Origin of the sequence: Sphingomonas sp. CD22 (assembly GCF_034556155.1) — a bacterium.
Lineage (GTDB): Bacteria > Pseudomonadota > Alphaproteobacteria > Sphingomonadales > Sphingomonadaceae > Sphingomonas.
Genome location: NZ_JAYDYX010000002.1, coordinates 20,621 through 45,401 on the forward strand (window position 1 = coordinate 20,621; position 24,781 = coordinate 45,401).

Sequence of the window (24,781 nt, forward strand, 5' to 3'; positions counted from 1 at the left end):
ATACCGCTTAGCACAAACTTGCCCTCACCCCGGACTTGTTCCGGGGTGACGGGTGGCGGGGGGACGGTGCCGATCCCCAACCTCCGTTCGCCCGCAGCCGGTCGAAGAAAGTGTCCCCCATGAGCACGGGTGCAATGGCGCGCCGGTGCTTCGACAAGCTCGGCACGAACGGGGATAACCATCACTGCAGCTTCCACTGGAAGTTGATGTTGTTCCACCCGCCCGACGGCGTCGAATAATATTCGGCCGGCAATTTGAGCGGCGCGCAGCCCTTGAACGCCGCCACGCCGAGATCGACGACGCGCTGCTTGTAGCGTTCGTTCTCGTCGGTGACGCCGGACTGGCGGACCATCCGCGGCGTCGCGGCGAGCGTGCCGTCCTCGTTGAGGCGCAGGTTGAGCGTCGTGACGATCTCGTTCGCGCCCGGCCCCGGATTGACCTGCCGGTCGGCGCAGGGCTGGATCTGGCGCGCGATCGCCTGGACGATAGAGGCCATCGCGCGGCCGTCGATCTTGGCGGCGCGCGGCGCGGTCGATTTGCTCGGCGAGGGATCGCTGGTCAGCCCGGCAAGGAAGTCCGAGCCGAGGCGCGAGCCGCGCGGCTTGGCGGTCTTCGCGGTCTCGCTGCTGCCCGATCCCTTCGCCGCCGCCGGCTTGGACGCGCTCGACGGCTTGCCCGTAGTCTTCGCCGGCGCGGACGGCGCCTTGCTCGCGGTCTTGGCGGGCGCGGCGGGCGCGGGCTTGGCCGGCTGTTTCGCGGGGGCGGGTTTGGGCGACGGCTTGGCCGGGGCTTCCGCCGCCGGCTTCGGCCTGGGCTGCGGCTTGACCGGCGCGGGCTTGGGCGCCGGCGCGGGGGCCGGCTTCGGCGGCGCGGGCTTGAGCGGGGTCGGCTTGGCAGGTGCGGGCTTGGGCTGCGGTGCCGGCGGCGCGGGTTCGGGCTCGGGCGCCGGTTCGGCGGCGGGCTCGGGCGGCGGCGCGGCGTCTTCCGGTTCGCCTTCCTCGGGCGCGACCGACTGCGCCGGCGGCGTCACCGCCTGCGGCGCGGTCGCCTCGAGCGCGACGTCCTTGACCAGGCTGACCTCCATCGGGGTCTGCGCGAGCTTCTGCGGATTGGGAGTCGCGAGGAAGCCGACCGACAGCAGGCCGAAGAGCACGATATGCCCGACGACCGCGACGCCCAGTCCGACCTTCTCCGCGCGATCCATCAGCGCGCGCTTCCGCCCGCGCCGGCGCCTTCGACGGTCAGCAGCGAGACGCGGTTGAGCCCGGCGCGGTTGAGTTCGCCCATCACCCGCATCACCCGCCCGTAATCGAGCGCGCGGTCGGCGCGCAGGAAGATCTGCGGCGGCTGCCCGCCCGCCTGCACCGCGGCGATCTGTTCGAGCCGCTGCGGCAGCGCCGCCTCGCCGATCTCCTCGTCGTCGAGGAAGAGCTTGCCGCTCGCGTCGAGCGAGAGCTGCACCGGCTTCTGGTCCTGATCGAGCGCCTTGGCGCGGCTGTCGGGCAGATTGACCGGCACGCCCGCGGTGAGCAGCGGCGCGGTGACCATGAAGATGATCAGCAGCACCAGCATCACGTCGACCAGCGGCGTGACGTTGATGTCCGCCACCGGCGCACGCCGCCCGCGACCCCGGTTGGAGGGGAGATTCATGCTCATCGATTCCTCCCCGGTACGGGGAGGGGGACCGCGCCGCATCGCGGCGTGGTGGAGGGGGGCTTCCCCGCAGCGCACCGCTCGGGGAGCCCCCCCTCCGTCACCGCTCCGCGGCGCCACCTCCCCGTGCCGGGGAGGAATGCGTTCGCCGCGCTCATCGGCCGCTGTCCAGCTGGCGCGACAGCGTCGTGTGGAAGCCGTCGGCGAAACGGTTCAGCGCCGCCTCGATTCGGTTCACGCCGTGGCTGAAGCGATTGTAGGCGATCACCGCGGGGATCGCCGCGAACAGGCCGATCGCGGTCGCGAACAGCGCCTCGGCGATGCCCGGCGCGACCACCGCCAGCGAGGAATTCTGCGCCTGCGCGATGCCCGTGAAGCTGCGCATGATGCCCCAGACCGTACCGAACAGCCCGACGAACGGCGCCACCGAGCCGATCGTCGCGAGGATGTTGAGCCGGTCGGAGATATTGTCGATCTCCAGCGCCGCCGCCGCACCCATCGCCGTCGCCAGCCGCTCGCGCGTGCCGCCCTTGTCGATCGCGCCGCCCGCGGTCGAGCGGCGCCATTCCTTGACGCCGGCGACGAACACCCGCGCCGAGGGCAGATCCTTGTCCGCCTCCGCCTTGTAGAAGGCGTCGATATCCTCCGCCTTCCAGAAATCGCGTTCGAACCCGGCCATGCCCTTGCGGATGCGGCCGAGCCGCCGCCAGAAGGCGATGATCAGCGCCCAGGTCCAGATGCTGGCGAGCAGCAGCCCGGCCATCACGAACTTCACCACGAGATCGGCCTGGAGGAAGAGCGCGACGGGCGACAGCGTCGCCGCATCCATGTTGAACACCGGATTCATGAGTTGGTCCCCTGCCAGATCAGGCTTTGGTAGATATCCGTCCAGGCGGCCGGTTGACGCTTCGGCCGCCCCGACGGCGCGACCAGCGCCACCGTGACCTCGGCCTCCGCCAAGACAAGCGAACCGCGCCTGACTGTTTGATGAATGACGACGCCGGCGGCGCGCACCTGCATCACCCGGCTGACGACGAGCAACGCATCGTCGAGCCGCGCCGGCGCGCGATAGCGGATGGCCAGATCGGCGACCGCATAGGCGCCCTCGCCCGCCTCGTGCGTGGCGCGCTGGTCGATGCCGGCGAGGCGCAGCATGTCGGAACGTGCGCGCTCCATATAGCGCAGATAATTGGCGTGGTAGACGACGCCGGACAGGTCGGTGTCCTCGAAGTAGACGCGCACCGCGAAGCGATGCTCGGCTCCCAAGAAGCGTCCTGCCTGCGGCTGGTCCTCGTCCCTCATCACGGCCGGCGTTAACCGAACCTGCGCGCATGGGGAACCCTGTCGATGGTCTCAGTGGGTGACGGCGGCGCCGGTCTCGGCGAAGACGCTGGGGTCGAGTTCGAGCCGCGGGCGTGGCGGCGGCGCGGCGGCGGGCACCGCCTGCACCACCAGCGCGCGCGGCGGCGTCGTATTCGCCGACGCCATGCGGGTCGCGGCGGCACGTTCGGCACGCCACGCGTCATAGGCGGCATAGAAATCGGTGAACGGCTTCTCCAGCACCGCCAGCCGCCCCTGTGCGAAGGCGGGCAGGCCGGCGGCGTCGACCGTCGTGCTGTCGGCGAGCGTCGCCGCCGCGGCGTTGCAGAACGGCTCGCGCGCCTGGCTCTGCGAGAAGAAATTGTAGAGCCGCGTCATCTGGTCGTCGTAGCGATCCTGCCAGTCACCGCCCGCCGCCTTATATTCGGCGGTGAGCCGCGTCTGCGCGCCGTTGAGCAGCGTCTTCTGCCGCGCGATCAGCGCATTGTAGCCGGCGATGATCGCCGCCTCGTCCGGCCCGCGACAGGCGAGCGCGGCGACGTTGAGCGCGGCGCGCAGATGCCAGACGGCACCGTCGGCGGACAGGTTGCGGTTGGGCGTCGCGTAGCGGCCGTCGCCCATCAACGCCGGGATCTGCATCCCGACATAGGCGCCCTTGGGCATCGCCAGCGCGACCGGCGCGGGTGCTGCGGTCGGCGGCGGCGGTGCGACCGCCACCGTCTTCGGCTTGATCGCGCAACCGGCGAGCAGCGCGAGACCGACGGCAGTGAGAGCTATGGTATTGCGCATCGCCAGATCGTCCTTCCCTGCCCCCCGGCCGGTGCGACTCTGCGGCGGAAATGGTTAACGCGGGGTAAGCGAAGAACAATTCCTCCCCGGCACGGGGAGGGGGACCAGCGTAGCTGGTGGAGGGGGGTGGCCGCGACCGCCGCGCTTGTGGAAAGCCCCCTCCGTCACCGCTTCGCGGCGCCACCTCCCCGTGCCGGGGAGGAATATGCGTTTACCCCGCCCTTTTCTCCAGCGCCGCCGCCGCCTCGGCGACCAGCGCGCCGATGATCTCGGCGATCGGTTCTTCCTTCGTCACCATGCCGACCGACTGGCCGGCCATCACCGAGCCGTGCTCGACATCGCCGTCGACCACCGCGCGGCGCAGCGCGCCCGCCCAATAATGTTCGATCTGCAATTGCGCCTCGCCCATCGCCACCGCGCCCTCGTCGAGGCTCAGCGCCACCTCGCGCTGCTTGGCGGTGAACAATTCGCCGCCGGCGTTCTTGAGCGCGCGCACCGGGATCACCGGCAGCCGCGGGTCGAGTTGCACGCTCGCCACCGCATCGCGCGCCGAGGCGCGGATGAACGCCTTCTTGAAATTGGCGTGCGCGATCGATTCGGTCGCGCAGACGAAACGCGTGCCGAGCTGGACGCCCGCCGCGCCCATGTCGAGATAACCGGCGATCGCCTCGCCGCGGCCGATGCCGCCGGCGACGAACACCGGCACCGATTCGGCGATCTCGGGCAGCATCTCCTGCGCGAGCACGCTGGTCGAGACCGGGCCGATATGGCCGCCCGCCTCCATCCCCTCGATCACCAGCGCGTCGACGCCCGAGCGGATCAGCTTCTTGGCGAGCGCCAGCGTCGGCGCGAAGCAGATCACCTTGGCGCCCCCCGCCTTGATCGCCTCGAGCGAGCCCTTGGGCGGCAGGCCGCCGGCGAGCACGACATGACCGACCTCATGCCTGGTGCAGACCGCGATCAGGTCGAACAGCGCCGGATGCATGGTGATGAGGTTCACGCCGAACGGCTTGTCGGTCAGCGCCTTGGTCGCGGCGATCTCGGCATCGAGCAGGTCGGGCGTCATCGCGCCGCAGGCGATCACGCCGAAGCCGCCGGCGTTCGACATCGCCGAGACGAGGTTGCGCTCCGACACCCAGGACATCGCGCCCGCCATGATCGCGACGTCCGCGCCGAGGAAGGCGGCGCCGCGCGCCATGCGGCGCTGCAGGCGCTCCTGTCCGACGGTCATGCCGCGGCGTCCGCGGCGTCGAGGCCGTAGGCGGTGTGGAGCATGCGGACGGCGAGTTCGGTTTCGTCCTCGTGGATCAGCACGCTGACCTTGATCTCGCTGGTCGAGATCGCCTGGATGTTGATGCCGCGCTTGCCGAGCGTGGTGAACATCGTGCTGGCGACTCCGGCGTGGCTGCGCATGCCGACGCCGACCACCGAGACCTTGGCGACGCGCGTGTCGTGGACCAGCTCGGCGAAGCCGATCGCCGCACGCGCCTGGTTGAGCGCCTCCAGCGACCGCGCCAGGTCGGCCGAGGGCACGGTGAAGGTGACGTCCGTCGAGCCGTGATTGTGCGCGATATTCTGGATGATCATATCGACGTTGATGTTCGCCGCGGCGAGCGGTTCGAAGATCGCCGACACTGCACCCGGCTGGTCGGGAACGCTGGTCAGCGTGATCTTCGCCTCGTTCTTGTCGTGCGCGATCCCCGTGATGAGCTGGCGTTCCACGTCCCCGGTATCCTTTCCAATTTCGTCTTCGCCCACGATCATCGTACCGGGCAGCGTATCCGCCATCGGCGCATCGGGTCCGGTGAAGGACGAGAGCACCTGCACGCGGACCTGTTCCTTCATCGCGAGGCCGACCGAGCGGGTCTGCAACACCTTCGCGCCGACGCTGGCGAGTTCCAGCATCTCTTCGTACGTCACCTTGTTGAGCTTGCGCGCGCGCGGCACGATCCGCGGGTCGGTCGTATAGACGCCGTCGACGTCGGTATAGATGTCGCAGCGATCGGCCTTCATCGCCGCCGCCACCGCCACCGCCGACGTGTCCGAACCGCCGCGGCCCAGCGTGGTGACGCGCCCGTCGTCCGACACGCCCTGGAAGCCGGGGATCACCGCAACCTCGCCCGCCGCCATGCTGGCGTTGAGCGCCTCGACCTCGATGGTGCCGATCCGCGCCTTGGCGTGCGCATCGTCGGTATGGATCGGCAATTGCCAGCCCAGCCACGAACGCGCCGGCACGCCCGCCGCCTGCAAGGCGATCGCGAGCAGCCCGCTGGTGATCTGTTCGCCCGCGGCGACGACGACGTCATATTCGCGCGGATCGTAGAGCGACGAGGCCTCGCGGCAGAAGCCGACCAGCCGGTCGGTCTCGCCCGCCATCGCCGAGACGACCACCGCGACCTGATTGCCCGCCTCCACCTCGCGTTTGACGCGCGCGGCGACGCTCCGGATGCGCTCGATCCCGGCCATCGACGTGCCGCCGAACTTCATCACGATGCGTGCCATCTGCGTCGCCAAACTCCTTGGGGTAAAGGGGCCGCCCTGATAGGTAGCGGCCATGATGATGGCAAGCAGCACGATCGACCCGCGCGAGGCGCAACACTTTGGTGCGATGGCGAAGGACTGGTGGGATCCGAAGGGCTCATCGGCGATGCTGCACAAGCTCAATCCGGTCCGGCTGGGCTATATTCGCGGCCGCATCGACCTGCATTGGGACGGCGACGACACCAGCTTCACGCCGCTCGCCGGCAAGACCGCGCTCGATGTCGGCTGCGGCGCGGGGCTGTTGTGCGAGCCGCTCGCCCGGCTCGGCGCGGCGGTGACCGGGATCGATGCGGCGGCGGAGAATGTCGCGGTGGCGCAGGCGCATGCCGCGCAGGCGGGGCTGGCCATCGACTATCGCGCGGTCGGCGTCGAGGCGATGACCGGCCGCTTCGACCTCGTCACCAGCCTCGAGGTGATCGAGCATGTCGCCGATCCCGCCGGCTTCGTGCGCGGTCTGGCGGAGTCGCTCGCCGACGGCGGCCTGCTGGTGCTGTCGACGCCCAACCGCACGCCGCTGTCGCGGCTGGCGCTGATCACGCTGGCGGAAGGCACCGGCCGCATCCCGCGCGGCACGCACGACTGGGACAAGTTCCTCACCCCCGAGGAGCTCACCGACCTGCTGGAGCGCGCCGGACTGACGGTGACCGACGTACAGGGGCTCGGCTTCTCGCCAGCGACCGGCTTCGTGCTGAGCAATTCGACGCAGCTCGATTATTTCGTGACGGCGAAACGCGTCTAACGGCACTCGAATTCCTCGTCATGCCGGACGTGATCCGGCATCCCGCTTCGTCGCGCCATCCGAAGAAGCGGGACCCCGGCGCAAGGCCGGGGTGACGGAGTGGATTTGGAACCACATCCGATCCACGAACCGATCATAAGCGACAGCCCTGCCCGCAAGGGGGGAGGAACCCAGGCCGCCTTCCCAACCAACCCGGCCGCCGCTACCGCCCGGCGCGATGCATCTCCTCGCCAACCCGCGGCTGCGGCTGCCGATCCTTCTGCTCGTCGCGATCGCGGCGCGGGCGCTGACGTTCGGCAATCCGATCGTCCATGTCGACGAGGAATTCTATTTCGTCACCGCGCACCGGATGTGGCAGGGCGCGCTGCCCTTCGTCGACATCTGGGATCGCAAGCCGGTCGGGCTGTTCCTGCTCTACGCCGTCCCCGCCGCGCTCGGCTTCCCCGCCGGCATCTGGGGCTATCAATTGCTCGCCCTCGCCGGCACCGTCGCCAGCGCCTGGTGGATCGCGCGGCTCGCCGAGCGGCTCGGCTTCGGCGCGGGGGCGACCGCGGGCGCGCTCGCTTATATCCTCTGGCTCGACCTGCTCGGCGGGCAGAGCGGCCAGTCGCCGGTCTTCTACAATCTGCTGATGCTCGCCGCCGCGCTGCTCGTCCTGCGCCCCGCGCCGCAGCGCGCGGGCCGCGGGCTGCTCGTCATGGCGCTGGTCGGCATCGCCTTGCAGATCAAATATTCGGTGGTGTTCGAAGGCATCTTCTTCGGCCTGTGGCTGCTCGCCGATCACTGGCACGCGACGCGCCGGCCGCTGCGGGTGATCGGTTATGGCGCGGCTCTGGTCGTCGTCGCGCTGCTGCCGACCGCGCTCGCCGCGGGCTATTATGCCGCGGTCGGCCAGTGGGACGCCTTCGTCTTCGCCAATTTCCTGTCGATCTTCCACCGCAATCCCGATCCCCTGTCGGAGCTTGCCGGCAATATCGGCGAGATGATCCTGATCGTCTCGCCGATCGCGACGCTGGCGATCCTCGCGCTCTGGCGCGGCCGCGGCGATCGCGCACAGCGGCGCGCGCGGCGTTTCGTCGCGCTCTGGCTGGCGGTGTCGATCGGCAGCGTCGCGATCTTCCGGCCGTGGTTCGATCATTACGCCTTGCCCGTCCTGCTCCCCGCCTGCGCCGCCGCCGCCGGCATGCTCGGTACCACCGCCTGGCAGCGCTGGCGCACCCCCGCGCTGCTGCTCACCGCCGCGCTCGCCGGCCAGATCGTGCTGATCGTTCAACGCGCCGGCCGCGGCGATGCCGGCGAACTCGCCGCGCTGGCGCAGGCGGTCGGCCGCGGCCCGGGGTGCCTGTACGTCTATTCGGGCACCGACATGCTCTACAGCGCGACCGGGCGCTGCGCGCTGTCGCGCTATCTCGTGCCCTCGCATCTGATCCGCTTCCGCGAGGCGGGCGCGACCGGGGTCGATCAGGACAGCGAAATCCGCCGCATCCTCGCCGCCGGGCCGGAGGCGGTCGTGATCCGTCCGCAATATCGCGGCGAGCGCCCCGCCGCGCATGCGATCGTTACCGCGGCGATGGCGCGCGATTACCGGCTGACCGCGACGCTACCGATGGGCAACGAGCTCCTGCGCGTCTATCATCGCGCGCGATGAAACGCCTGTTCGCCTCCATCCACGACGTCTCGCCCCGGTTCGAGGGCGAGGTCGACCGCCTGCTCGACCATCTCGCCCCGCATGTCGGGCGGCGGCTGGCGATGCTCGTCGTCCCCGATCACTGGTCGAGCGCGCCGATCACCCCCGCCTTCGCCGGCCGGCTGCGCGGCTGGGCGGACGAGGGCGTCGAGATGTTCGTCCACGGCTGGACGCATCGCGACGACAGCGCGCATGCCGGCCGCGCCGCGGCGCTCAAGGCCAAACATATGACCGCCGGCGAGGGCGAGTTCCTCGGCCTCAGCCACGCCGAGGCGCTGGCGCGGATGCGGCGCGGCAAGGCGTTGGTCGAGGATATCACCGGGCGCGCGGCGACGGGGTTCATCGCGCCGGCGTGGCTCTATTCGGTAGGCGCGCGCGCGGCGCTCGCCGACGCCGGCTTCGCGCTCGCCGAGGATCACGCGCGGGTGTGGCGGCCGGGCGGCGGCGTCGTCGCACGCGGGCCGGTGATCACCTGGGCGAGCCGGACGCGGATGCGGCAGCTGAGTTCGCTCGCCGCGGCGGGGGCGCTGCGCCACGTGTTGCAGCCGACGCGCAACGTGCGGATCGCGGTCCATCCCGGCGATACGACCGTGCCGGCGCTGCTGGACAGCATCACGACGACCTTCGCCGCGTTCGGGCGGCATCGCCCCGCGGCCTATGCGGAACTGGCGGGGTAGCGAGCCAATTCCTCCCCTGCCGGAGGAGGAATAAGGTCACGCCCGCTTCCGCACCCCGTCGCGCGCCGCGATCGCGGCGGCATAATGCGCCACCAGATCGGCGGCATGTTCCTCGTCGTTGCGGACCTTCGCGGACGCCACGCGCGCGGCGCGGCGCACGATCGCGCGGTCGCGCGCCAGCATCCGCTGGATCGCGTCGGCGCAGCTGTGCGCGTCGCGCTGCGCATAGACTTCGGCGAACAGCGGATCGGCGATCTCCGCGGTGCCGCCGCCGTCCGGCACGATCAGAGGCGTGCCGCTCGCCAGCGCCTCGGCGGGGACCAGCCCGAACGTCTCGGTGCCGCAGCCGTGGATATAGATGTCGGCGCTCGCCATGATCGTCGCCAGCCGCCGCCGGTCGTAGACCGGACGGAACAGGCGGATGTGCGGATTGGCGCCGATATGCCGTTCGAGCGTCTTGGTATCCATCCCCTGGCCGAGGATGACGAGCCCCACCGGCGCCTGCGTGCCGATCCGCTGCACCGCATCGATCACCGTCGGCCAGCGCTTTTCGGGATGATGGCGGCCGACGCCGAGCAGCAATTGCGCTTCGGGCGGCAGGCCGCATTGGCGCAGCAAAGCGGCGCGCAGCGTCTCGTCGCGCAGGTCGGGCGAGAAATGCGCGCGCTCGATGCCGAGCGGCATCGTCGCATCGACGCGGATGCCGCGCGCCGCCAGTTGCTTGGTCAGCGACGGGCCGTTGGTGACCACCGTGTCATATTGATCCAGGCAGTGGTTGAGGTAGCGGTCGTACCACGAAAAGGCGCGCTCGATCCGCGGCGCCGAGGCGACCGGCTTGAACCAGCGCTTCGGATAGGCCTCCAGATTGTCGTTGTGCATGAAATAGGAGCGCAGCGCGCGCCCTTTCCCCCCACCCCGCCATTGCGCGACGATCCACGCCGATTTCCACGGCGAGCAATTCTCGACCACGTCGGGATCGAGCGCGTCGAGCCGGCGGTGGATCGGTTCGGCATCCCAGAACAGGCCGTAATTGGCGTCGAACGGCATGCCCGGCGCCTTGATGTAATGGATCGCGCCGCCGCCGGGCCGCTCCTCGATCCGGTCCTCGCGGCCCGGGGCGAGCACGATCAGCTCGTGGCCCATGCTCGCCAGCACCTCGATCTTGCGATCGATATAGGTGCGCACGCCGCCGCCGGTCGGCGAGTAGATCTCGTTGACGTCGACGATCCGCATCACTCGTCCTTGGTCGGCGAGAAGCCGCCGAGGCCGTGCAGATATTGCATCTGGACGGTACGTTCGGCGGTGGCGGTGCCGACGTCGACAAGCGCGCGCTCGACCTTGGGCCGCGACATGCCGATCTTGCCGGGACCGGGGAAGCCGGCGCCGTCGGCGAAGAAATTGAACTTGTTCTTGCCGTCGCGGTCGTGCGTGACGAACAGCGCATAGCGGCCGGGACGCGGCACGCGGATGCACACCTGCACCTGGCCGCTCGCCGGGATCGCCGTCCACACCCGGCGGAACGTCTTGCCCGCGGCGAGCAGCACCGAATCGTCGGCGAGGAAATCGGTCTCGTTGGCGGGATACAGCTCCAGCTTGATCCGCCCCTTGCGATCCTTGAGCCCGGCGATCTGCGCGAGGATCGCCGGGCCGCCGCCGGGGTTGCACGCCGCCGCGTCGCTGCCGAGCACCTGCGCCCCGGCCGGCACTGCGACCAGCAGGGCCACGGGCAGCAGCGCGGCGAGGATCGCCGAAGGAGTCATGACGGCGTCCTCGTCAGCAGGTGATGGATGCCGAAGGCGACGATCAGCAGCGCGTGGATCAGCAGCACCGCCGCCGCGGTGAAGGCGATCAGCTCGGACAAAGCCTGGTCCTCGCCGATCATCAGGATCGCGAAATTGGCGAACAGCAGGTCCTTGTTGGGCAGCAGCGGCAGACGCGAGAAGAGCATCCGCCCCGCCGACAGGAACAGCCACGTGCCGATCGCGACGCTCGGCATTGCCAGCGCCCAGGCGAGCGCGAGGAAGAAGCCGCCGAGGATCAGCCGCAGGCAGTGGATGCCGAAGATCGCCCACAATTCGCGCCGCGGCAGCGAGAACACCTTGCGCGAGAAGATCAGGAACGGCAGCGAAGTGCCGAAGATCACCGCCAGCGAGCCGTAGACGTAGCGCATCATCTCGGGCGGGATCAGCTCGCGCCCGACCGGCAGCGCCACCGCAATCATCGCCAGCGTCACCGCATTGCCCGCGATCGCCGACAGGATCGACACGTCCTTGACCGCGCCGAACGGCGCCGCGACGAGCTGCGCCCGCGCCCGCGCCCAGGCGTAGAAATAGGCCTCGCCCGAATAGCCCATGACGACGTCGTTCGCGATCCGCTTCTTGATCAGCGCGACGAGCCCACCGAGCGGGATGTGCCACAGCCGCCGGAAGATCCAGTAATCGGCCAGCGGCGGCACGAAATAGAGCGCGGCGAAGGCGATGTAGAACAAGGGGTTGCGCGGCGTCGCCCGGTCCAGCCCGGCAAGCCCCGAACTCAGCAGCTCGTGCGCGAGGCCGGCGAGCATCGCCAACGTCACCAACGCGCCGATGATCGCAGGCCAGCGGCTCTTGATGGTTTTCAAGGGTTGGAGTCCCGCGATGTCGGGGGAGGGCGGCACGATCTCGACGAGAGGACGGCCTGCACTGTGATCGATCTGCACCCGTTGATCCGAACGATGACGATGGGGTCGCTTAGCCATATCGACCCGGTGTTGCACATGAATTTCGTTTCACTGTCGTGTCACGAAGCTCTGTGGCACAGCGGTCCGCGACCATGTCTGCCGACCATATCCTTACCTTCGCACAAGATTTGTCCGGTGGCGGCGTCGAGCGCGCGCAATTGCGGCTGGCGGCGGAATGGCTCGCCGCGGGGCGGCGGGTGACGCTCGCGGTCGGCGACGCCGGCGGACCGCTCGCCGCCGATCTGCCCGCGGGGCTGGGACTCGAGCCGCTCGGCCACCGCCGCTACGTCGCGCAGCGCCGGCTGGCGGCGATCACGCTGCGGCTGCGCCCCGACCTCATCTTCTGCCCCGGCAACCATTATACCCTGGTCGCCGCGTGGCTGCGCTGGCGACTCGGCGACGATTGCCCGCCGATCGTCGCCAAATTGTCCAACGCGATCGACCGCGCCGATCATGGCCGGATCATGGGCGCCGGGCACCGGCTGTGGCTGGCGCAGCATGGCCGCTTCCTCGATCATCTCGTCGCGATGACGCCGGCGACCGCGGCGCTGGCGGCACGCGCGATGCGGATGGAGCGGCGGACCAGCGTCATCCCCAATCCGCCGGCGCCGCGCGCGACGGCGGCGGCCGCAGGCGGCGCGGCGCTGCCGCCCGGCCGCATCGTGCTCGGCGTCGGCCGGCTGGTGCCGCAGAAACGCTGGGACCGGCTGATCGCCGCGATTCCCGCGCTGCCCGCCGACGTCAGCGTCGTGATCCTCGGCGAGGGCGAGTTGCGCCCCGCATTGGAGCGGCAGGTCGCCGCGGCGGGGCTCGCCGCGCGCGTCCACCTGCCCGGCCATGTCGGCGATCCGCTGCCGGCGATGGCGGGGGCCGCGGTGCTGGCGCTGCCCTCCGATTACGAGGGCGTGCCGGGGGTGCTGCGCGAGGCGCTGTCGGTGGGGACGCCGGTGGTCGCCACCGCGTCGAGCCCGGCGGTGCGCGAGATCGTCGGCGAGGCGCGCCTCGGCACCGTCGTCGCGCCGGAGGATGCCGCCGGCCTCGCCGCCGCGCTCAATCATTGGCTGGTGGCGCCCCGCCCCGCCCCGGTGCCACAGCCCGGCGGCGATTCCGCGGCGCGCTACCTACGCCTGTTCGACACCCTCGCCTGATTCGTCGCGCTCGGCCTCGCGTTCGGCGCTGCGCTCCAGTGCGGTCTTGATCATCGCGGTCATCGGATCGGCGAGCGCCAGCCCGAGGATGCCGAACAGCGCGCTCGCCATGATCTGCGCGCCCAGCGTCAGCGCCGGCGGCAGGTCGACCGTCTTCTTGGCGACGATCGGCAGCAGCACGTAACCGTCGAAGCCCTGGACGATGACATAGGTGCCGATCGCCCAGAAGCCGATGTGCGTGCCCGCGGAGAAGCCGACCGCGATCATCAGCGCGCCGCTGATGAACGCGCCGATATTGGGGATGAAGGCGAGCAGCCCGGTGAGGATGCCCAGGATCATCGCCATCGGCACGCCGCCGATCGACAGCGCGATGCCGGTCAACACCCCCTCGGCGAGCATGCCGAGCAGCCGCCCGGCGAGCAGCCGGCGCAAGACCTTGCCCATCCGGTCGATCACCGTCGCGAATTCGCCCCGGTTGCGCCGCGGCACCATCCATTCCAGCCCGCGCTGATAGGTGCCGGGGTCCATCGCGACGAACAGGCCGATGACGATGATCATGAACATCGTCGTCAGCGCCCCGAAGGCGGTGCCCACCCAGGAGGTGATCCGTCCGACCGAACTCAGCGCCTGGCGCGCGATGCCGCTGACGTCGGAGGCGCCGGGCATCAGCCCCTGCCCGCTCAGCCAGCGCGCCAGCCGGTTGGCCTGCGTCTCCAGCGTCGCGCGCAATTGCGAGAATTGGTCGGCGACCTGCACGCCGGTGAGGTAGAAGGTGCCGGCGAGGAAGGCGATCGTCAGCAGCACGACGATCAGCAGCCGCCAGCCGCGCCCGATCGGCAGCACCTTGCCGAGCAGGCGCACGCCGCCGTCGAGCAGGCCGGCGAACACCAGGCCGGCGAAGATGATCAGCAGCGGCTGGACGAGGATCACCGCCAGCGCCATCGCCGCGGCGAGGCCGAGCCACACCGCCGCGCGCGTCAGCTCGCGCCGGACGAAGGGATCGCGCAGCTCGTTGGGGCTGGGATCCTGGATCGCCGGCGTCTCGCTCACGTCACTGTCCAGTGGCCGGGTGGAGGGACAGGCCGGCGCGGCCCGAGCGTAGCGATCCCCACCAGGTCAGCGGGTTGAGCGTCGCGTCGCCGTCGAGGCTGAAGGTGAGGAATTCGGCGCGCCCGCCGAGATTCTCATACGGCACCGGCCCGCCGAGGCCGAGCTGCGCGAGCGGGAAGCGGCTGTCCGCCGAGCGGTCGCGATTGTCGCCCATCAGGAAGACGTGGTTGGCGGGGATGGTGACCTGCGGATAATTGTCGCCGGGGCTGTCGGGTTCGAGATCGACGGTGTCGTAATGGCGGCCGCCGGGCAGCGTCTCGGTGACGATCGGCAGATGGCAGACATAGCCGCCACCCGCAGCCGGACGACGCGCGCCGAAATAGTCGCGGTCGCTGCACGGGCTGTTGGTGTCGACCGGCAGGTCGACGTAATGCAGCGGCCCGCGCGGGATCGGCTTGCCGTTGAGGATCACCGTGCCGCCCTGCACCGCCAGCGTATCGCCGGGCAGGCCGATGACGCGCTTGATATAGTCGTTGCGGGTGCCCGGCGGGGTGACGATGACGACGTCGCCGCGCTGCGGCAGGCTGCCGAGCAACCGGCCGTGGATGAACGGCAGGCCGACGCTCCAGCTCTCCTCGGGCTGGCGCATCACCACGCCCTTGAAGATCGCGACCGGATTGGGGATCGTCGGCGAGACGAACGACCAGCCGTAGGCGAATTTGGACACCACCAGCCGGTCGCCGATGCGCAGTCCGGGCAGCATCGATTCGGACGGGATGTAGAACGGCTTGGCGATGAAGCTGTGGAATCCGAGGACGATCAGGATCAGCCAGAAGATGCCCTTGATCTCGCCCCACCAGTCGGTCTTCTTGCGTGCGACGGCCGGTGGCGCGGGCGCGGGGACCGCCGCCTCGCTGGGGTTGCTGCCGTCCAACACCGCTTCCTTCATGCCTTGGGGTCCGGGATCGCCTCGATGATCACGAAGGCTTGCGCCCAGGGATGATCGTCGGTCAAAGTCAAATGTATGCGAGCGACGTGGCCCTCGGGGATCATGCCGTCAAGCCGTTCCTTCGCGCCGCCGGTCAGCGCCAGCGTCGGCGCGCCCGAGGGGGCGTTGACGACGCCGATGTCCTTCATGAACACGCCCGCCTTGAACCCGGTGCCGACCGCCTTCGAAAACGCCTCCTTGGCGGCGAAGCGCTTGGCAAGCGTGCCCGCCTTGGTGAACGGCCGCCGCGCGGCCCGCGCCCGCTCGGCATCGGTGAAGACGCGCGCCTCGAACCGCGCGCCGAACCGGTCGAGCGAGGCGGCGATCCGCTCGATGTTGCACAGGTCGGAACCGAGCCCGACGATCATACCCCATTCCTCACCGGCACGGGGAGGGGGACCGCCGGCCGCAGGCCGGTGGTGGAGGGGGGGCTCCACGAGCGCGTCCCCCTCTTTGGCGGAAGCATATGCGGAAGCCCCCCTCCACCACCGCTGCGCGGCGGTTCCCCTCCCCGTGCCGGGGAGGAATAAGGTTCACCCACGCGCGGCATCCATCTCCTCGCGCATCCGCCGCACCGCGTCGCCCAGCCCGACGAACAGCGCCTCGCCGACGAGGAAATGGCCGATGTTGAGCTCGCGCACCTGCGGGATCGCCGCGATCGGCCCGACATTGTCGAACGTCAGGCCATGGCCGGCATGCACCTCGATGCCGTTCTTCGCGGCGAGCGCCGCCGCGTCCGACAGTCGCCGCAGCTCGGCGGTGCGCGCTTCGCCGTCCAGCTCGGCATAGCGGCCGGTGTGCAGTTCGACGACCGGCGCGCCGAGCCGGATCGCCGCCTCGATCTGCCGCGGATCGGGTTCGATGAACAGCGATACGCGGATCCGTGCCGCGGCCAGTTCGCCGACCAGCGGCGCGAGCCGGTTGTGCTGCCCCGCCGCGTCCAGCCCGCCCTCGGTGGTCAGCTCCTCGCGCTTCTCCGGCACGATGCACGCGGCATGCGGCCGATGACGCAGCGCGATCGCGAGCATCTCGTCGGTCGCCGCCATTTCGAGGTTGAGCGGGATGGTCAGCGCCGCCGACAGCCGCGCGATATCGTCGTCGGTGATGTGCCGCCGGTCCTCGCGCAGATGCGCGGTGATCCCGTCCGCCCCCGCCTCGGCCGCGAGCAGCCCGGCGCGCACCGGATCGGGATAGCCCGCGCCGCGCGCGTTGCGCACCGTCGCGACGTGATCGATGTTGACCCCCAGCCGCAGCCGATCGTCCTCCGTCTGCCGCAGGCTCACGCCGCCCGGCTCCCCGGCTTGATCGCGGGGATCGCCGCCAGCTCGGGCGGCAGCGCGTCGGCTTCGTAGGTCGGCACGTCCAGCCGGATCAGTGGAAAGAACGGCACGCCGAGGTCGACGGTGCCGCCCGACCGGTCGACCAGCGCGGCGCCGGCGATCACCCTGCCGCCCGCCGCCTCGATCGCCTTGATCGCCTCACGCGAGCTCAGCCCGGTGGTGACGACGTCCTCCATCATCAGCACCGCCTGCCCCGGTTCCAGCCGGAAACCGCGGCGCAGCTCGAACGTGCCGGTCGGCCGCTCGACGAACATCGCCTCGACGCCGAGCGCGCGCGCCATCTCGTGGCCGGCGATCACGCCGCCCATGGCGGGCGAGACGACCGCGGCGATCCGCGTCCTGATCTCGTCGGGGATGCGCGTCGCCAGCGCCTCGGCGAGGCGCGCGCCGCGGCGCGGGTCCATCAGCACGCGCGCGCATTGCAGGTAGCGCGAGCTGCGCAGGCCGGACGAGAGGATGAAATGCCCCTCGAGCAGGGCATCGGCGGCACGGAATTCGGCCAGCACGTCGTCGTCGGTCATCGGCGGTCCCGGATAAGTCGGTCGGATGTCGCCGCTCATAGGTAGTCGCCGCGCCGCCGCCAAGCGGGCCAAGGCGATAAACATGGGCCAGGTGCTTGAGGCCGGGCCGGCGCCCGCGTATAGGTCATGGCAAAAGGGGCGTAGTCATACGCCATAACGGCCCGTTCGCCGGGCAGGCGAGGGAATCTGGACGGGGTGACGAAACGCATGCGCAAAGGGTTCAAGGGGTTCGCACTCGCCGCCGGGTTCGCGCTCGCCGGTCTTAGCGCGGCATCGCAGGCCGCGCCGCAGGGTGCCGCCGCACCGGCCGGCGTGTCCAACATCGCACCGACCACCGCCAACGCCACCGCGCCGGCGGCCCCGGCCTCGCCGCTGCTGGCGCAGGACGGCGCGCCCGCGACGACGATCCAGCCCGGCATCGGCCATCCCGTCGACGGCCGTATCGGCATCCAGCCGCAGGTGACCACGAATGGCCAGTTCGCGCACTGGTTCCACGATTCGATCCTGGTGCCGCTGATCGTCGCGATCTGCGTGTTCGTGCTGCTGCTGCTGCTCTGGGTCGTCTTCCGCTTCCGCAAGTCGGCCAATCCGGTGCCGTCGAAGACCAGCCACAACACCGCGATCGAGATCGTCTGGACGCTCGCGCCGGTGATCATCCTGGTGCTGATCGCGGTGCCGTCGATCGGCCTGCTGCAGGCGCAGTTCAAGCCCGCGCCGGCGGGTGCGGTGACGCTGAAGGCGATCGGCAACCAATGGTATTGGTCGTATCAATATCCCGATAACGGCGGTTTCGAAGTCACCGCCAACATGCTCAAGGAAAAGGACCAGGTCGCCAAGGGCGAGCGGTTCCGCACCGATGCCGACGGGCCGCGCCTGCTCGCCGCCGACAATCGCATCGTGCTGCCGGTCGGCGTGCCGATCCGCCTGATCACCACCTCGCAGGACGTGATCCACAGCTGGGCGGTCCCCGCCTTCTGGATCAAGCTCGACGCGGTGCCCGGCCGCCTCAACGAGACGAGCTTCACGATCAAGCAGCCCGGCCTCTATTTCGGCCAGTGTTCGGAACTGTGCGGCGCGCGCCACGCCTTCATGCCGATCGCGGTCGAAGCGGTGCCGCAGGCGCAATTCGCCGCCTGGGTCCGCGCCAAGGGCGGCACGATGCCCCGCCCCGGCACGCCGTCCGACAAGGTCATCCCGCAGCCCGGCGCCGAGGGTTCGGCCGCCAAACAGGCGGAAGGCAATGCCGCCGACGCCGCCACCGGCCCGGTCGAGAACGTGACGACGACCGCCCCCACCTCCAGCCAGGGTGCGACCGGCAATCCGGCCACCGGCAACGCGGGACAGTAAGATGACCGATACCGCCCTCCACCCCTCCGCATTCGTCGCGCACGACGATCACGCGCACAGCGATGCGGACCACAAGCCGGGCTTCTTCGCCCGCTGGTTCATGTCGACCAACCACAAGGACATCGGGACGCTCTACCTGATCTTCGCGATCATCGCGGGGATCATCGGCGGCGCGATCTCGGGGCTGATGCGCGCCGAGCTGGCGCAGCCGGGGATCCAGTATCTCGTCGGCTGGGCGAATTTCCTGCCCGGCGGCGACGGCGGGCTCGATCATGCGCTCCATCTGTGGAACGTGCTGATCACCGCGCACGGTCTCATCATGGTCTTCTTCATGGTGATGCCGGCGATGATCGGCGGCTTCGGCAACTGGTTCGTGCCGATCATGATCGGCGCGCCCGACATGGCCTTTCCGCGGATGAACAACGTCAGCTTCTGGCTGCTCATCCCCGCTTTCTCGCTGCTGCTCGCCTCGCCCTTCTTCGGCGGCGCCGGCACCGGCTGGACGGTCTATGCGCCACTGTCGACCTATGGCGAACCGGGGCCCTCGGTGGACATGGCGATCCTGTCGCTCCACCTCGCCGGCGCCAGCTCGATCCTCGGCGCGATCAACTTCATCACCACCATCTTCAACATGCGCGCGCCGGGCATGACGCTGCACAAGATGCCGCTGTTCGTCTGGTCGGTGCTGGTCACCGCCTTCCTGCTGCTGCTCGCGCTTCCCGTGCTCGCCGCGGCGATCACGATGCTGCTCACCGACCGCAATTTCGGCACCACCTTCTTCGATCCGGCCGGTGGCGGCGATCCGATCCTCTACCAGCATCTGTTCTGGTTCTTCGGCCACCCCGAAGTCTACATCATGATCCTGCCGGGCTTCGGCATCGTCAGCCAGATCATCGCGACGTTCAGCCGCAAGCCCGTCTTCGGCTATCTCGGCATGGCCTATGCCATGGTCGCGATCGGCGTCGTCGGCTTCGTCGTCTGGGCGCACCATATGTTCGTCACCGGCCTGTCGGTGAACGTGAAGATGTATTTCACCGCCGCGACGATGGTCATCGCGGTCCCGACCGGCATCAAGATCTTCTCGTGGATCGCGACGATGTGGGGCGGTTCGCTGACCTTCAAGACGCCGATGGTCTGGGCGATCGGCTTCATCTTCATGTTCACGGTCGGCGGCGTCACCGGCGTCGTGCTCGCCAACGGCGGCATCGACGATTACATGCAGGACACCTATTACGTCGTCGCGCACTTCCACTACGTGCTGTCGCTCGGTGCGGTGTTCGGCCTGTTCGCCGGCTTCTATTACTGGTTCCCGAAGATGTTCGGGAAGATGTATAACGAGGCGCTCGGTCAGGCGCATTTCTGGGTTTTCTTCGTCGGCGTGAACCTGCTGTTCTTCCCGATGCACTTCCTCGGGCTGCAGGGCATGCCGCGTCGCTATCCGGATTATCCGGACGCTTATGCGACCTGGAACGCGCTGGCGAGCCACGGCTATGAGGTGATGGCCGCGGGCATGGTGATCTTCTTCGTCAACGTGATCTATTCGCTGATCGCCGGGCCGAAGGCGCCCGACAATCCCTGGGGCGAAGGCGCGACGACGCTGGAATGGACCTTGTCCTCGCCGCCGCCCTACCACCAGTTCGAGACGCTGCCGAAGATCGACTGAGGCACGAAGCCCCGGGGGAAACCCCGGGGTTTTTCGTTGGGGCGCGCCCGATCCCCCTTCCGGCAAGCGAAGGATCGGTCGGCCGGATCGTTACGCCGGCGACCAGCGCGCCGTTTTCCGCGCCGACCCGAGCGACGCCACGAACGCTTCGTTAAGACCGTAACGGCTAGATTTCGGCCGGATACGCGGCGCTTGCAGGAAGCGCGCAGGGCGTATCGGGGCCGGGGATCACATCAGTGCTGGACGAAGAACGGGCGGACGCGGGGGCGTTCGTCGATCTGGATGAGGCGGGCAGCGTCACCGCGTCGCTCAAGGCGGGCGGCGTCATCGCGCCCGCATTGTTGCTCGCCGCCTGCGGCGGCGGCGGTGGCAGCGGCGGCGGCACCGCAGCCGCACCGCCGACGTCGAGCGCCCCCGTCGTCGTCGTCCCCGCCGCGATCACCGCGACGCAGGCGAGCCGCTTCCTCGCGCAGACGACGCTGGGCGGCACGCGCACGATGATCGAGAGCGTCGTCAGCCGCCGCTACGAAGGCTGGATCGACGACCAGTTCGCGCTGCCGCGCGCCACCTCGCACTGGGACTGGCTGGTCGCCAATGGCTATGGCGTCGCCGCCAACATCAACAGCGAGAACGGCTTCGACACGACGCTCTGGCGCCAGATGATCGTCGAGCCCGACCAATTGCGCCAGCGGATCGGCATGGCGCTGCTCGACATGCTCGTCGTCGGTATCGGCGGGGTCAATCTCAACTGGAAGCAGTTCGCCACCGCCGCTTATGTCGACGTGCTGCTCGACAATGCGTTCGGCAATTACCGCAGCTTGCTCGACGCGATCACCACCAATGCGGCGATGGGCTCGTTCCTCACCTTCCTCGGCAATCGCAAGGCGAATGCGAAGACCGGCGCGCAGCCCGACGAGAATTACGCGCGCGAGCTGATGCAGCTCTTCACGCTCGGCCTCTACCAGCTCGATATGGACGGCAGCGTCAAGACGAGCGGCGGCGTCCCGCTGGAAACCTATGGCCCCGCCGACGTCTCCGGCCTCGCGCGGGTGTTCACCGGGCTCAGCCTCGCGACCACCGACAACACCACGCCCGACCGCTATCGCCAGCCGCTGGTGATGAACGCCGCGATCAACGAGACCGGCGCGGCGAGCTTCCTCGGCGCCTCGACGACCGGCGGCGGCATGGCGGCGGTCAAGGTCGCGCTCGATACCATCTTCGCCCACCCGAACCTGCCGCCCTTCGTGTCGAAACAGCTCATCCAGCGGCTCGTCACCAGCAACCCGAGCGCCGGTTACGTCGGCCGCGTCGCCGCGACCTTCGCCAACAACGGATCGGGCGTGCGCGGCGACATGAAGGCGGTGATCAAGGCGATCCTGCTCGATACCGAGGCGCGCAGCGACGATGCGCTCGCCAGCACCACCGCGGGCAAGTTGCGCGAGCCGGTGATGCGGCTGACCGCCTGGGCGCGCTTCGCCAAGGTCGCCTCGCCGTCCAACGCGTGGAGCTTCGGCGATACGTCGAGCCAGTCGAACCGGCTCGGCCAGTCGATGGGGCGCAGCCAGACCGTCTTCAACTTCTTCCGCCCCGCCTACAGCCCGCCGGCGAGCGCGATCGGCAACGCCGGGCTGGTCGCCCCCGAATTCCAGATCACCAACGAACAAAGCGTCGTCGCCTACGTCAATTACATGCAGAATCTGGTCGCCAACGGCGCCGGCGACGCCAAGCCCGATTACACCGACTTGGTCGCCAAAGCGGGCGACAGCGCCGCGCTGGTCGACGAGATCAACCTTGTCCTCGCCGCGGGCCAACTCGGCAGCGCGACCGTCACGGCGATCCGCACCTCGGTCGACAGCGTCGCGACGACCGCGACCAACGGCCCGATCAACCGCGTCGGCATCGCCTTGCTGCTGACGCTCGCCTCCCCCGATTTCCTGACGCTGCGGTGACCATCATGGACTTTACCCGGGATTCCTCGCGCCGCGCCTTCCTCAAACGCTCCGCCGCGCTCGGCGTGGCGGGGGTGGCGACGCCCTTCGTCACCAGCCTCGCCGCGATCGGCGAGGCCGCGGCGGCGACCGCGACCGACTACAAGGCGATGGTCTGCATCTTCCTCTACGGCGGCAACGATTACGCTAACACCGTCGCGGCATACGATCAGGCGAGCTACGCCGCCTATCTCGCCGCGCGCTCGAACATCGCGCTGACCCGCGAATCGCTCGCCGCCACCGTGCTCAACCCGACCGCGGGCCTGCCCGGCGGCCGTCAATATGCGCTCGCGCCAACGATGGCCTCGCTGCTGCCGCTATTCGATCAGGGCAAGCTCGCGGTGACGCTCAACGTCGGCACGCTCGTCCAGCCGACCACCAAGGCGCAGTTCCAGCAGAACGCGGTCCGGCTGCCGCCCAAATTGTTCAGCCACAACGACCAGCAGAGCTATTTCCAGGCGTCCAACCCCGAGGGCGCGACCTCGGGCTGGGGCGGGCGGATCGGCGACCTGTTCCAGTCGGGCAATAGCGCGGCGACGCTGACCTGCATCAACGCCAGCGGCAATGCCGTGTACCTCACCGGCAAATCGGCGGTGCAATATGCGATCGGCACCGGCGGCCCGATCGCGCTCGCCGGCGGCTCGACGCTCTACGGGTCGAGCACCGCGGGCGCGACGTTGCGCAGCCTGATGACCGGCGGCAGCACGCATCTGCTCGGCAACGAGCACGCCCGCGTCAGCAAGCGCGCGCTCGACACCTATGCGCAGGTCAGCGGCGCCCTCGCCTCCGCGCCGGCGAGCGGCTTCACGCTGTTTCCGACCGGCAACGGCCTCGCCGACCAGCTCAGGATGGTCGCGCGGCTGATATCCGTGTCGTCGCAGCTCGGCGCCAAGCGGCAGGTGTTCTTCGTCTCGATCGGCGGTTTCGACCTGCACGACAATCTCGTCGCGGTGCAGCCGGGGCTGATCGGCAAGGTCGCCGATGCGATGCGCGCCTTCTACGACACCACCGTCGCTTTGGGCGTGGCGGACAAGGTGACGAGCTTCACCGCCTCCGACTTCGGCCGGACGCTCCAGTCGAACGACGACGGTTCGGATCACGGCTGGGGCAGCCATCATCTGGTGATGGGCGGCGCGGTACGCGGCAAACGATTCTTCGGCACCGCGCCGCAGGTCGGCAACGGCACCCCCGACGATGTCGGCCAAGGCCGCCTGCTGCCGACGATCGCGGTCGACCAATATGCCGCGACGCTGGCGAGCTGGTTCGGGGTCGGCAACGGCGACCTGACGACGGTGCTGCCCAACATGGGCAATTACAATGCGTCCAACTGGAACCTGGGTTTCGTCTGATCTCGTTCCTCCCCGGCACGGGGAGGGGGACCGTTCGCGCAGCGAATGGTGGAGGGGGCTTCGGCGAACATTCCGCTGGTGGAAGCCCCCTCCGTCACCGCTGCGCGGTGCCACCTCCCCGTACCGGGGAGGGATTGGTCGTCGACATGCAACGATAGAAACGCCGCCATATCAGCGGATCGCAACCCGAAATTCCTCCCCCGCCAGGGGGAGGGGGACCGTTCGGCATTAGCCGAATGGTGGAGGGGGAGGACAGGGCGGGAGCCCGGTTACCGAACTCCCGCCCTGTCCTCCCCCTCCGTCACGCCCTTCGGGCGCGCCACCTCCCCCTTGCGGGGGAGGATTTAAAGTCACCCCATCAACACGCCGCGATACGCCTCGAAGCAGCGCTCGCCGCAGCGCAGCCGGATCAGCGCACCCTCGGCCATCGCGGTCGCGCGACGCGGATCTTGTTCCACCGCCGGCCGGATCGCCTCACGGTTCCAATCCTCGCTATGCTTGATGTCGAGCACCGCGTGCAGATCGAAATAGCGTCGCTCCTTGTCGGAGAAGCCGTGGCGGCGTAGCCCCTTGGCCGTCGCGGCCGAACGATCCGGCGCGGTCAGCTCGATCACGCCGAGCGCGCCCACCGAATGCCACGCATAACGGCGGCTGGTCGCCATCGCGGTCATCGCATTGGCGAGGCACAGGCTCTGCCACAACGTATTCTCGATCACCGGATTGACCGCCAGCGTCTCGACCAGCGCGTCGAGCATCGGACCGTGCATGCCCTTGGCGTTGCCGCGACCCATCTCGTCCCAATAATTGCGGGCGAGTTCGAGCTTGGGATAGGTCGGCAGCTTGACCTGCGTCATCGCGACGAGATCGTCGAAGCCCGCCTCGCCGGCGGCTTCCTGCTCGAAGAACCAGCGCAGCTGGTCGAGGTTCGCCTCTTCGGCGAGCCACGGGAACAGCGGGTCGTGCTGGCCCGGCCCGCTCTGCTTCAGCTCCTCGAACCAGGCGACGAAGCCCTCGACGTCGGTCGGTGCCGCGGCCGCCTCGGCTGCCACTTCCTCGCGCAATTCCTCCAGGAACCCGCCTTCGAGGCGCTGCATGCGGACGTCGCGGTCCAGCACGCGCTGCCAGTCGGTGGTCGGGAAACCGGGTTCCAACCGCTCCCGGTTCCAGTGCGCCAATCCGCGCTGAAAGCTGTCGGTGAGGAATTGTGACGCGCGCAGTTCGGCGTCAACGATGCGGGTAGCCATTCGAATCTCCTAGTGGGC

At 69.3% G+C, this 24,781-nt stretch carries 24 protein-coding genes; 8 read left to right on the top strand and 16 right to left on the bottom strand.

The features are described 5' to 3' along the window. Positions 1 to 181 precede the first annotated feature (181 nt). From SFC76_RS03335 to SFC76_RS03365, 7 genes are all read right to left on the bottom strand, one after another. A complete protein-coding gene (locus tag SFC76_RS03335; RefSeq protein ID WP_322848085.1) occupies positions 182 to 1,204 on the bottom strand; it encodes a cell envelope biogenesis protein TolA in 1,023 nt (340 codons plus the stop codon). Next, positions 1,204 to 1,656, bottom strand: a complete 453-nt coding sequence (gene tolR / locus SFC76_RS03340) for a protein TolR (RefSeq protein WP_322848086.1) — start codon at positions 1,654 to 1,656, stop codon at positions 1,204 to 1,206. The genes SFC76_RS03335 and tolR overlap by 1 nt, the downstream gene beginning before the upstream one ends. 151 nt (positions 1,657 to 1,807) lie before the next feature. Continuing rightward, positions 1,808 to 2,500, bottom strand: coding sequence for a protein TolQ (tolQ, locus tag SFC76_RS03345; protein ID WP_322848087.1), 693 nt, complete (start codon positions 2,498 to 2,500; stop codon positions 1,808 to 1,810). Next, a complete protein-coding gene (ybgC, locus tag SFC76_RS03350; RefSeq protein WP_322848088.1) occupies positions 2,497 to 2,955 on the bottom strand; it encodes a tol-pal system-associated acyl-CoA thioesterase in 459 nt (152 codons plus the stop codon). Before ybgC ends, tolQ begins: the two co-directional genes overlap by 4 nt. Before the next feature lie 51 nt (positions 2,956 to 3,006). Next, positions 3,007 to 3,762: a hypothetical protein gene (locus SFC76_RS03355; RefSeq protein WP_322848089.1), complete on the bottom strand. Its 756-nt coding sequence runs from the start codon at positions 3,760 to 3,762 to the stop codon at positions 3,007 to 3,009. A gap of 211 nt (positions 3,763 to 3,973) precedes the next feature. Further along, positions 3,974 to 4,993: a nitronate monooxygenase gene (locus SFC76_RS03360; RefSeq protein ID WP_322848090.1), complete on the bottom strand. Its 1,020-nt coding sequence runs from the start codon at positions 4,991 to 4,993 to the stop codon at positions 3,974 to 3,976. After that, entirely contained in the window at positions 4,990 to 6,264 is a 1,275-nt protein-coding gene (locus SFC76_RS03365; protein WP_322848091.1) for an aspartate kinase, read from the bottom strand. Before SFC76_RS03365 ends, SFC76_RS03360 begins: the two co-directional genes overlap by 4 nt. A 52-nt stretch (positions 6,265 to 6,316) precedes the next feature. Here SFC76_RS03365 and ubiG point away from each other — a divergent pair, with 52 nt between their 5' ends. The 3 genes from ubiG to SFC76_RS03380 all read left to right on the top strand — a co-directional run bounded on the left by ubiG (position 6,317) and on the right by SFC76_RS03380 (position 9,406). Next, on the top strand, positions 6,317 to 7,042 hold the full coding sequence (ubiG, locus tag SFC76_RS03370) for a bifunctional 2-polyprenyl-6-hydroxyphenol methylase/3-demethylubiquinol 3-O-methyltransferase UbiG (protein ID WP_322848092.1): 726 nt from the start codon (positions 6,317 to 6,319) through the stop codon (positions 7,040 to 7,042). A 217-nt stretch (positions 7,043 to 7,259) separates the two neighbouring features. Next, on the top strand, positions 7,260 to 8,690 hold the full coding sequence (locus SFC76_RS03375) for a hypothetical protein (protein ID WP_322848093.1): 1,431 nt from the start codon (positions 7,260 to 7,262) through the stop codon (positions 8,688 to 8,690). After that, positions 8,687 to 9,406 (top strand): polysaccharide deacetylase family protein, encoded by a 720-nt coding sequence (locus tag SFC76_RS03380; RefSeq protein ID WP_322848094.1) that lies wholly within the window; start codon positions 8,687 to 8,689, stop codon positions 9,404 to 9,406. Before SFC76_RS03375 ends, SFC76_RS03380 begins: the two co-directional genes overlap by 4 nt. Positions 9,407 to 9,442: 36 nt before the next feature. On the opposite strand, the gene SFC76_RS03385 is transcribed toward SFC76_RS03380, so the two are convergent. From SFC76_RS03385 to SFC76_RS03395, 3 genes are read right to left on the bottom strand one after another with little or no spacing between them, the layout of a single operon-like run. Further along, positions 9,443 to 10,639, bottom strand: coding sequence for a glycosyltransferase (locus tag SFC76_RS03385; protein WP_322848095.1), 1,197 nt, complete (start codon positions 10,637 to 10,639; stop codon positions 9,443 to 9,445). Then, positions 10,639 to 11,166: a DUF2141 domain-containing protein gene (locus tag SFC76_RS03390; RefSeq protein WP_322848096.1), complete on the bottom strand. Its 528-nt coding sequence runs from the start codon at positions 11,164 to 11,166 to the stop codon at positions 10,639 to 10,641. The genes SFC76_RS03385 and SFC76_RS03390 overlap by 1 nt, the downstream gene beginning before the upstream one ends. Then, positions 11,163 to 12,026, bottom strand: a complete 864-nt coding sequence (locus SFC76_RS03395; RefSeq protein WP_322848097.1) for a hypothetical protein — start codon at positions 12,024 to 12,026, stop codon at positions 11,163 to 11,165. Before SFC76_RS03395 ends, SFC76_RS03390 begins: the two co-directional genes overlap by 4 nt. 170 nt (positions 12,027 to 12,196) lie before the next feature. On the opposite strand from SFC76_RS03395, the gene SFC76_RS03400 reads away from it, so the two are divergent. Further along, positions 12,197 to 13,273, top strand: coding sequence for a glycosyltransferase (locus SFC76_RS03400; protein ID WP_322848098.1), 1,077 nt, complete (start codon positions 12,197 to 12,199; stop codon positions 13,271 to 13,273). On the opposite strand, the gene SFC76_RS03405 is transcribed toward SFC76_RS03400, so the two are convergent. The 5 genes from SFC76_RS03405 to pyrE form a co-directional block, all read right to left on the bottom strand. Next, on the bottom strand, positions 13,247 to 14,323 hold the full coding sequence (locus SFC76_RS03405) for an AI-2E family transporter (protein ID WP_322848099.1): 1,077 nt from the start codon (positions 14,321 to 14,323) through the stop codon (positions 13,247 to 13,249). The two genes, SFC76_RS03400 and SFC76_RS03405, sit on opposite strands and share 27 nt — an antisense overlap. A gap of 1 nt (position 14,324) precedes the next feature. After that, positions 14,325 to 15,272 carry a signal peptidase I gene (gene lepB / locus SFC76_RS03410; RefSeq protein WP_322848100.1) on the bottom strand — a complete coding sequence of 316 codons (948 nt, stop codon included), beginning with the start codon at positions 15,270 to 15,272 and terminating at the stop codon, positions 14,325 to 14,327. Further along, the gene (acpS, locus tag SFC76_RS03415; protein ID WP_038665027.1) at positions 15,269 to 15,679 is read right to left on the bottom strand and encodes a holo-ACP synthase; all 411 of its coding nucleotides are present in this window, start codon (positions 15,677 to 15,679) and stop codon (positions 15,269 to 15,271) included. Before acpS ends, lepB begins: the two co-directional genes overlap by 4 nt. A 165-nt stretch (positions 15,680 to 15,844) precedes the next feature. Beyond that, positions 15,845 to 16,594: a pyridoxine 5'-phosphate synthase gene (locus SFC76_RS03420; RefSeq protein WP_322848101.1), complete on the bottom strand. Its 750-nt coding sequence runs from the start codon at positions 16,592 to 16,594 to the stop codon at positions 15,845 to 15,847. After that, positions 16,591 to 17,172, bottom strand: coding sequence for an orotate phosphoribosyltransferase (gene pyrE, locus SFC76_RS03425; protein ID WP_322848102.1), 582 nt, complete (start codon positions 17,170 to 17,172; stop codon positions 16,591 to 16,593). Before pyrE ends, SFC76_RS03420 begins: the two co-directional genes overlap by 4 nt. A gap of 207 nt (positions 17,173 to 17,379) precedes the next feature. On the opposite strand from pyrE, the gene coxB reads away from it, so the two are divergent. From coxB to SFC76_RS03445, 4 genes are all read left to right on the top strand, one after another. Then, positions 17,380 to 18,519: a cytochrome c oxidase subunit II gene (gene coxB / locus SFC76_RS03430; protein WP_322848103.1), complete on the top strand. Its 1,140-nt coding sequence runs from the start codon at positions 17,380 to 17,382 to the stop codon at positions 18,517 to 18,519. 1 nt (position 18,520) lies between these two features. Continuing rightward, positions 18,521 to 20,182 (top strand): cytochrome c oxidase subunit I, encoded by a 1,662-nt coding sequence (gene ctaD, locus SFC76_RS03435; protein WP_322848104.1) that lies wholly within the window; start codon positions 18,521 to 18,523, stop codon positions 20,180 to 20,182. Between the two features lie 236 nt (positions 20,183 to 20,418). Next, positions 20,419 to 22,131 carry a DUF1800 domain-containing protein gene (locus tag SFC76_RS03440; protein WP_322848105.1) on the top strand — a complete coding sequence of 571 codons (1,713 nt, stop codon included), beginning with the start codon at positions 20,419 to 20,421 and terminating at the stop codon, positions 22,129 to 22,131. Positions 22,132 to 22,136: 5 nt separating this feature from the next. Then, complete coding sequence (locus SFC76_RS03445) at positions 22,137 to 23,519, top strand: DUF1501 domain-containing protein (RefSeq protein ID WP_322848106.1); 1,383 nt, start codon at positions 22,137 to 22,139, stop codon at positions 23,517 to 23,519. Positions 23,520 to 23,869: 350 nt separating this feature from the next. On the opposite strand, the gene SFC76_RS03450 is transcribed toward SFC76_RS03445, so the two are convergent. Further along, positions 23,870 to 24,763 (bottom strand): iron-containing redox enzyme family protein, encoded by an 894-nt coding sequence (locus SFC76_RS03450; RefSeq protein ID WP_322848107.1) that lies wholly within the window; start codon positions 24,761 to 24,763, stop codon positions 23,870 to 23,872. Between the last annotated feature and the right edge of the window lie 18 nt (positions 24,764 to 24,781).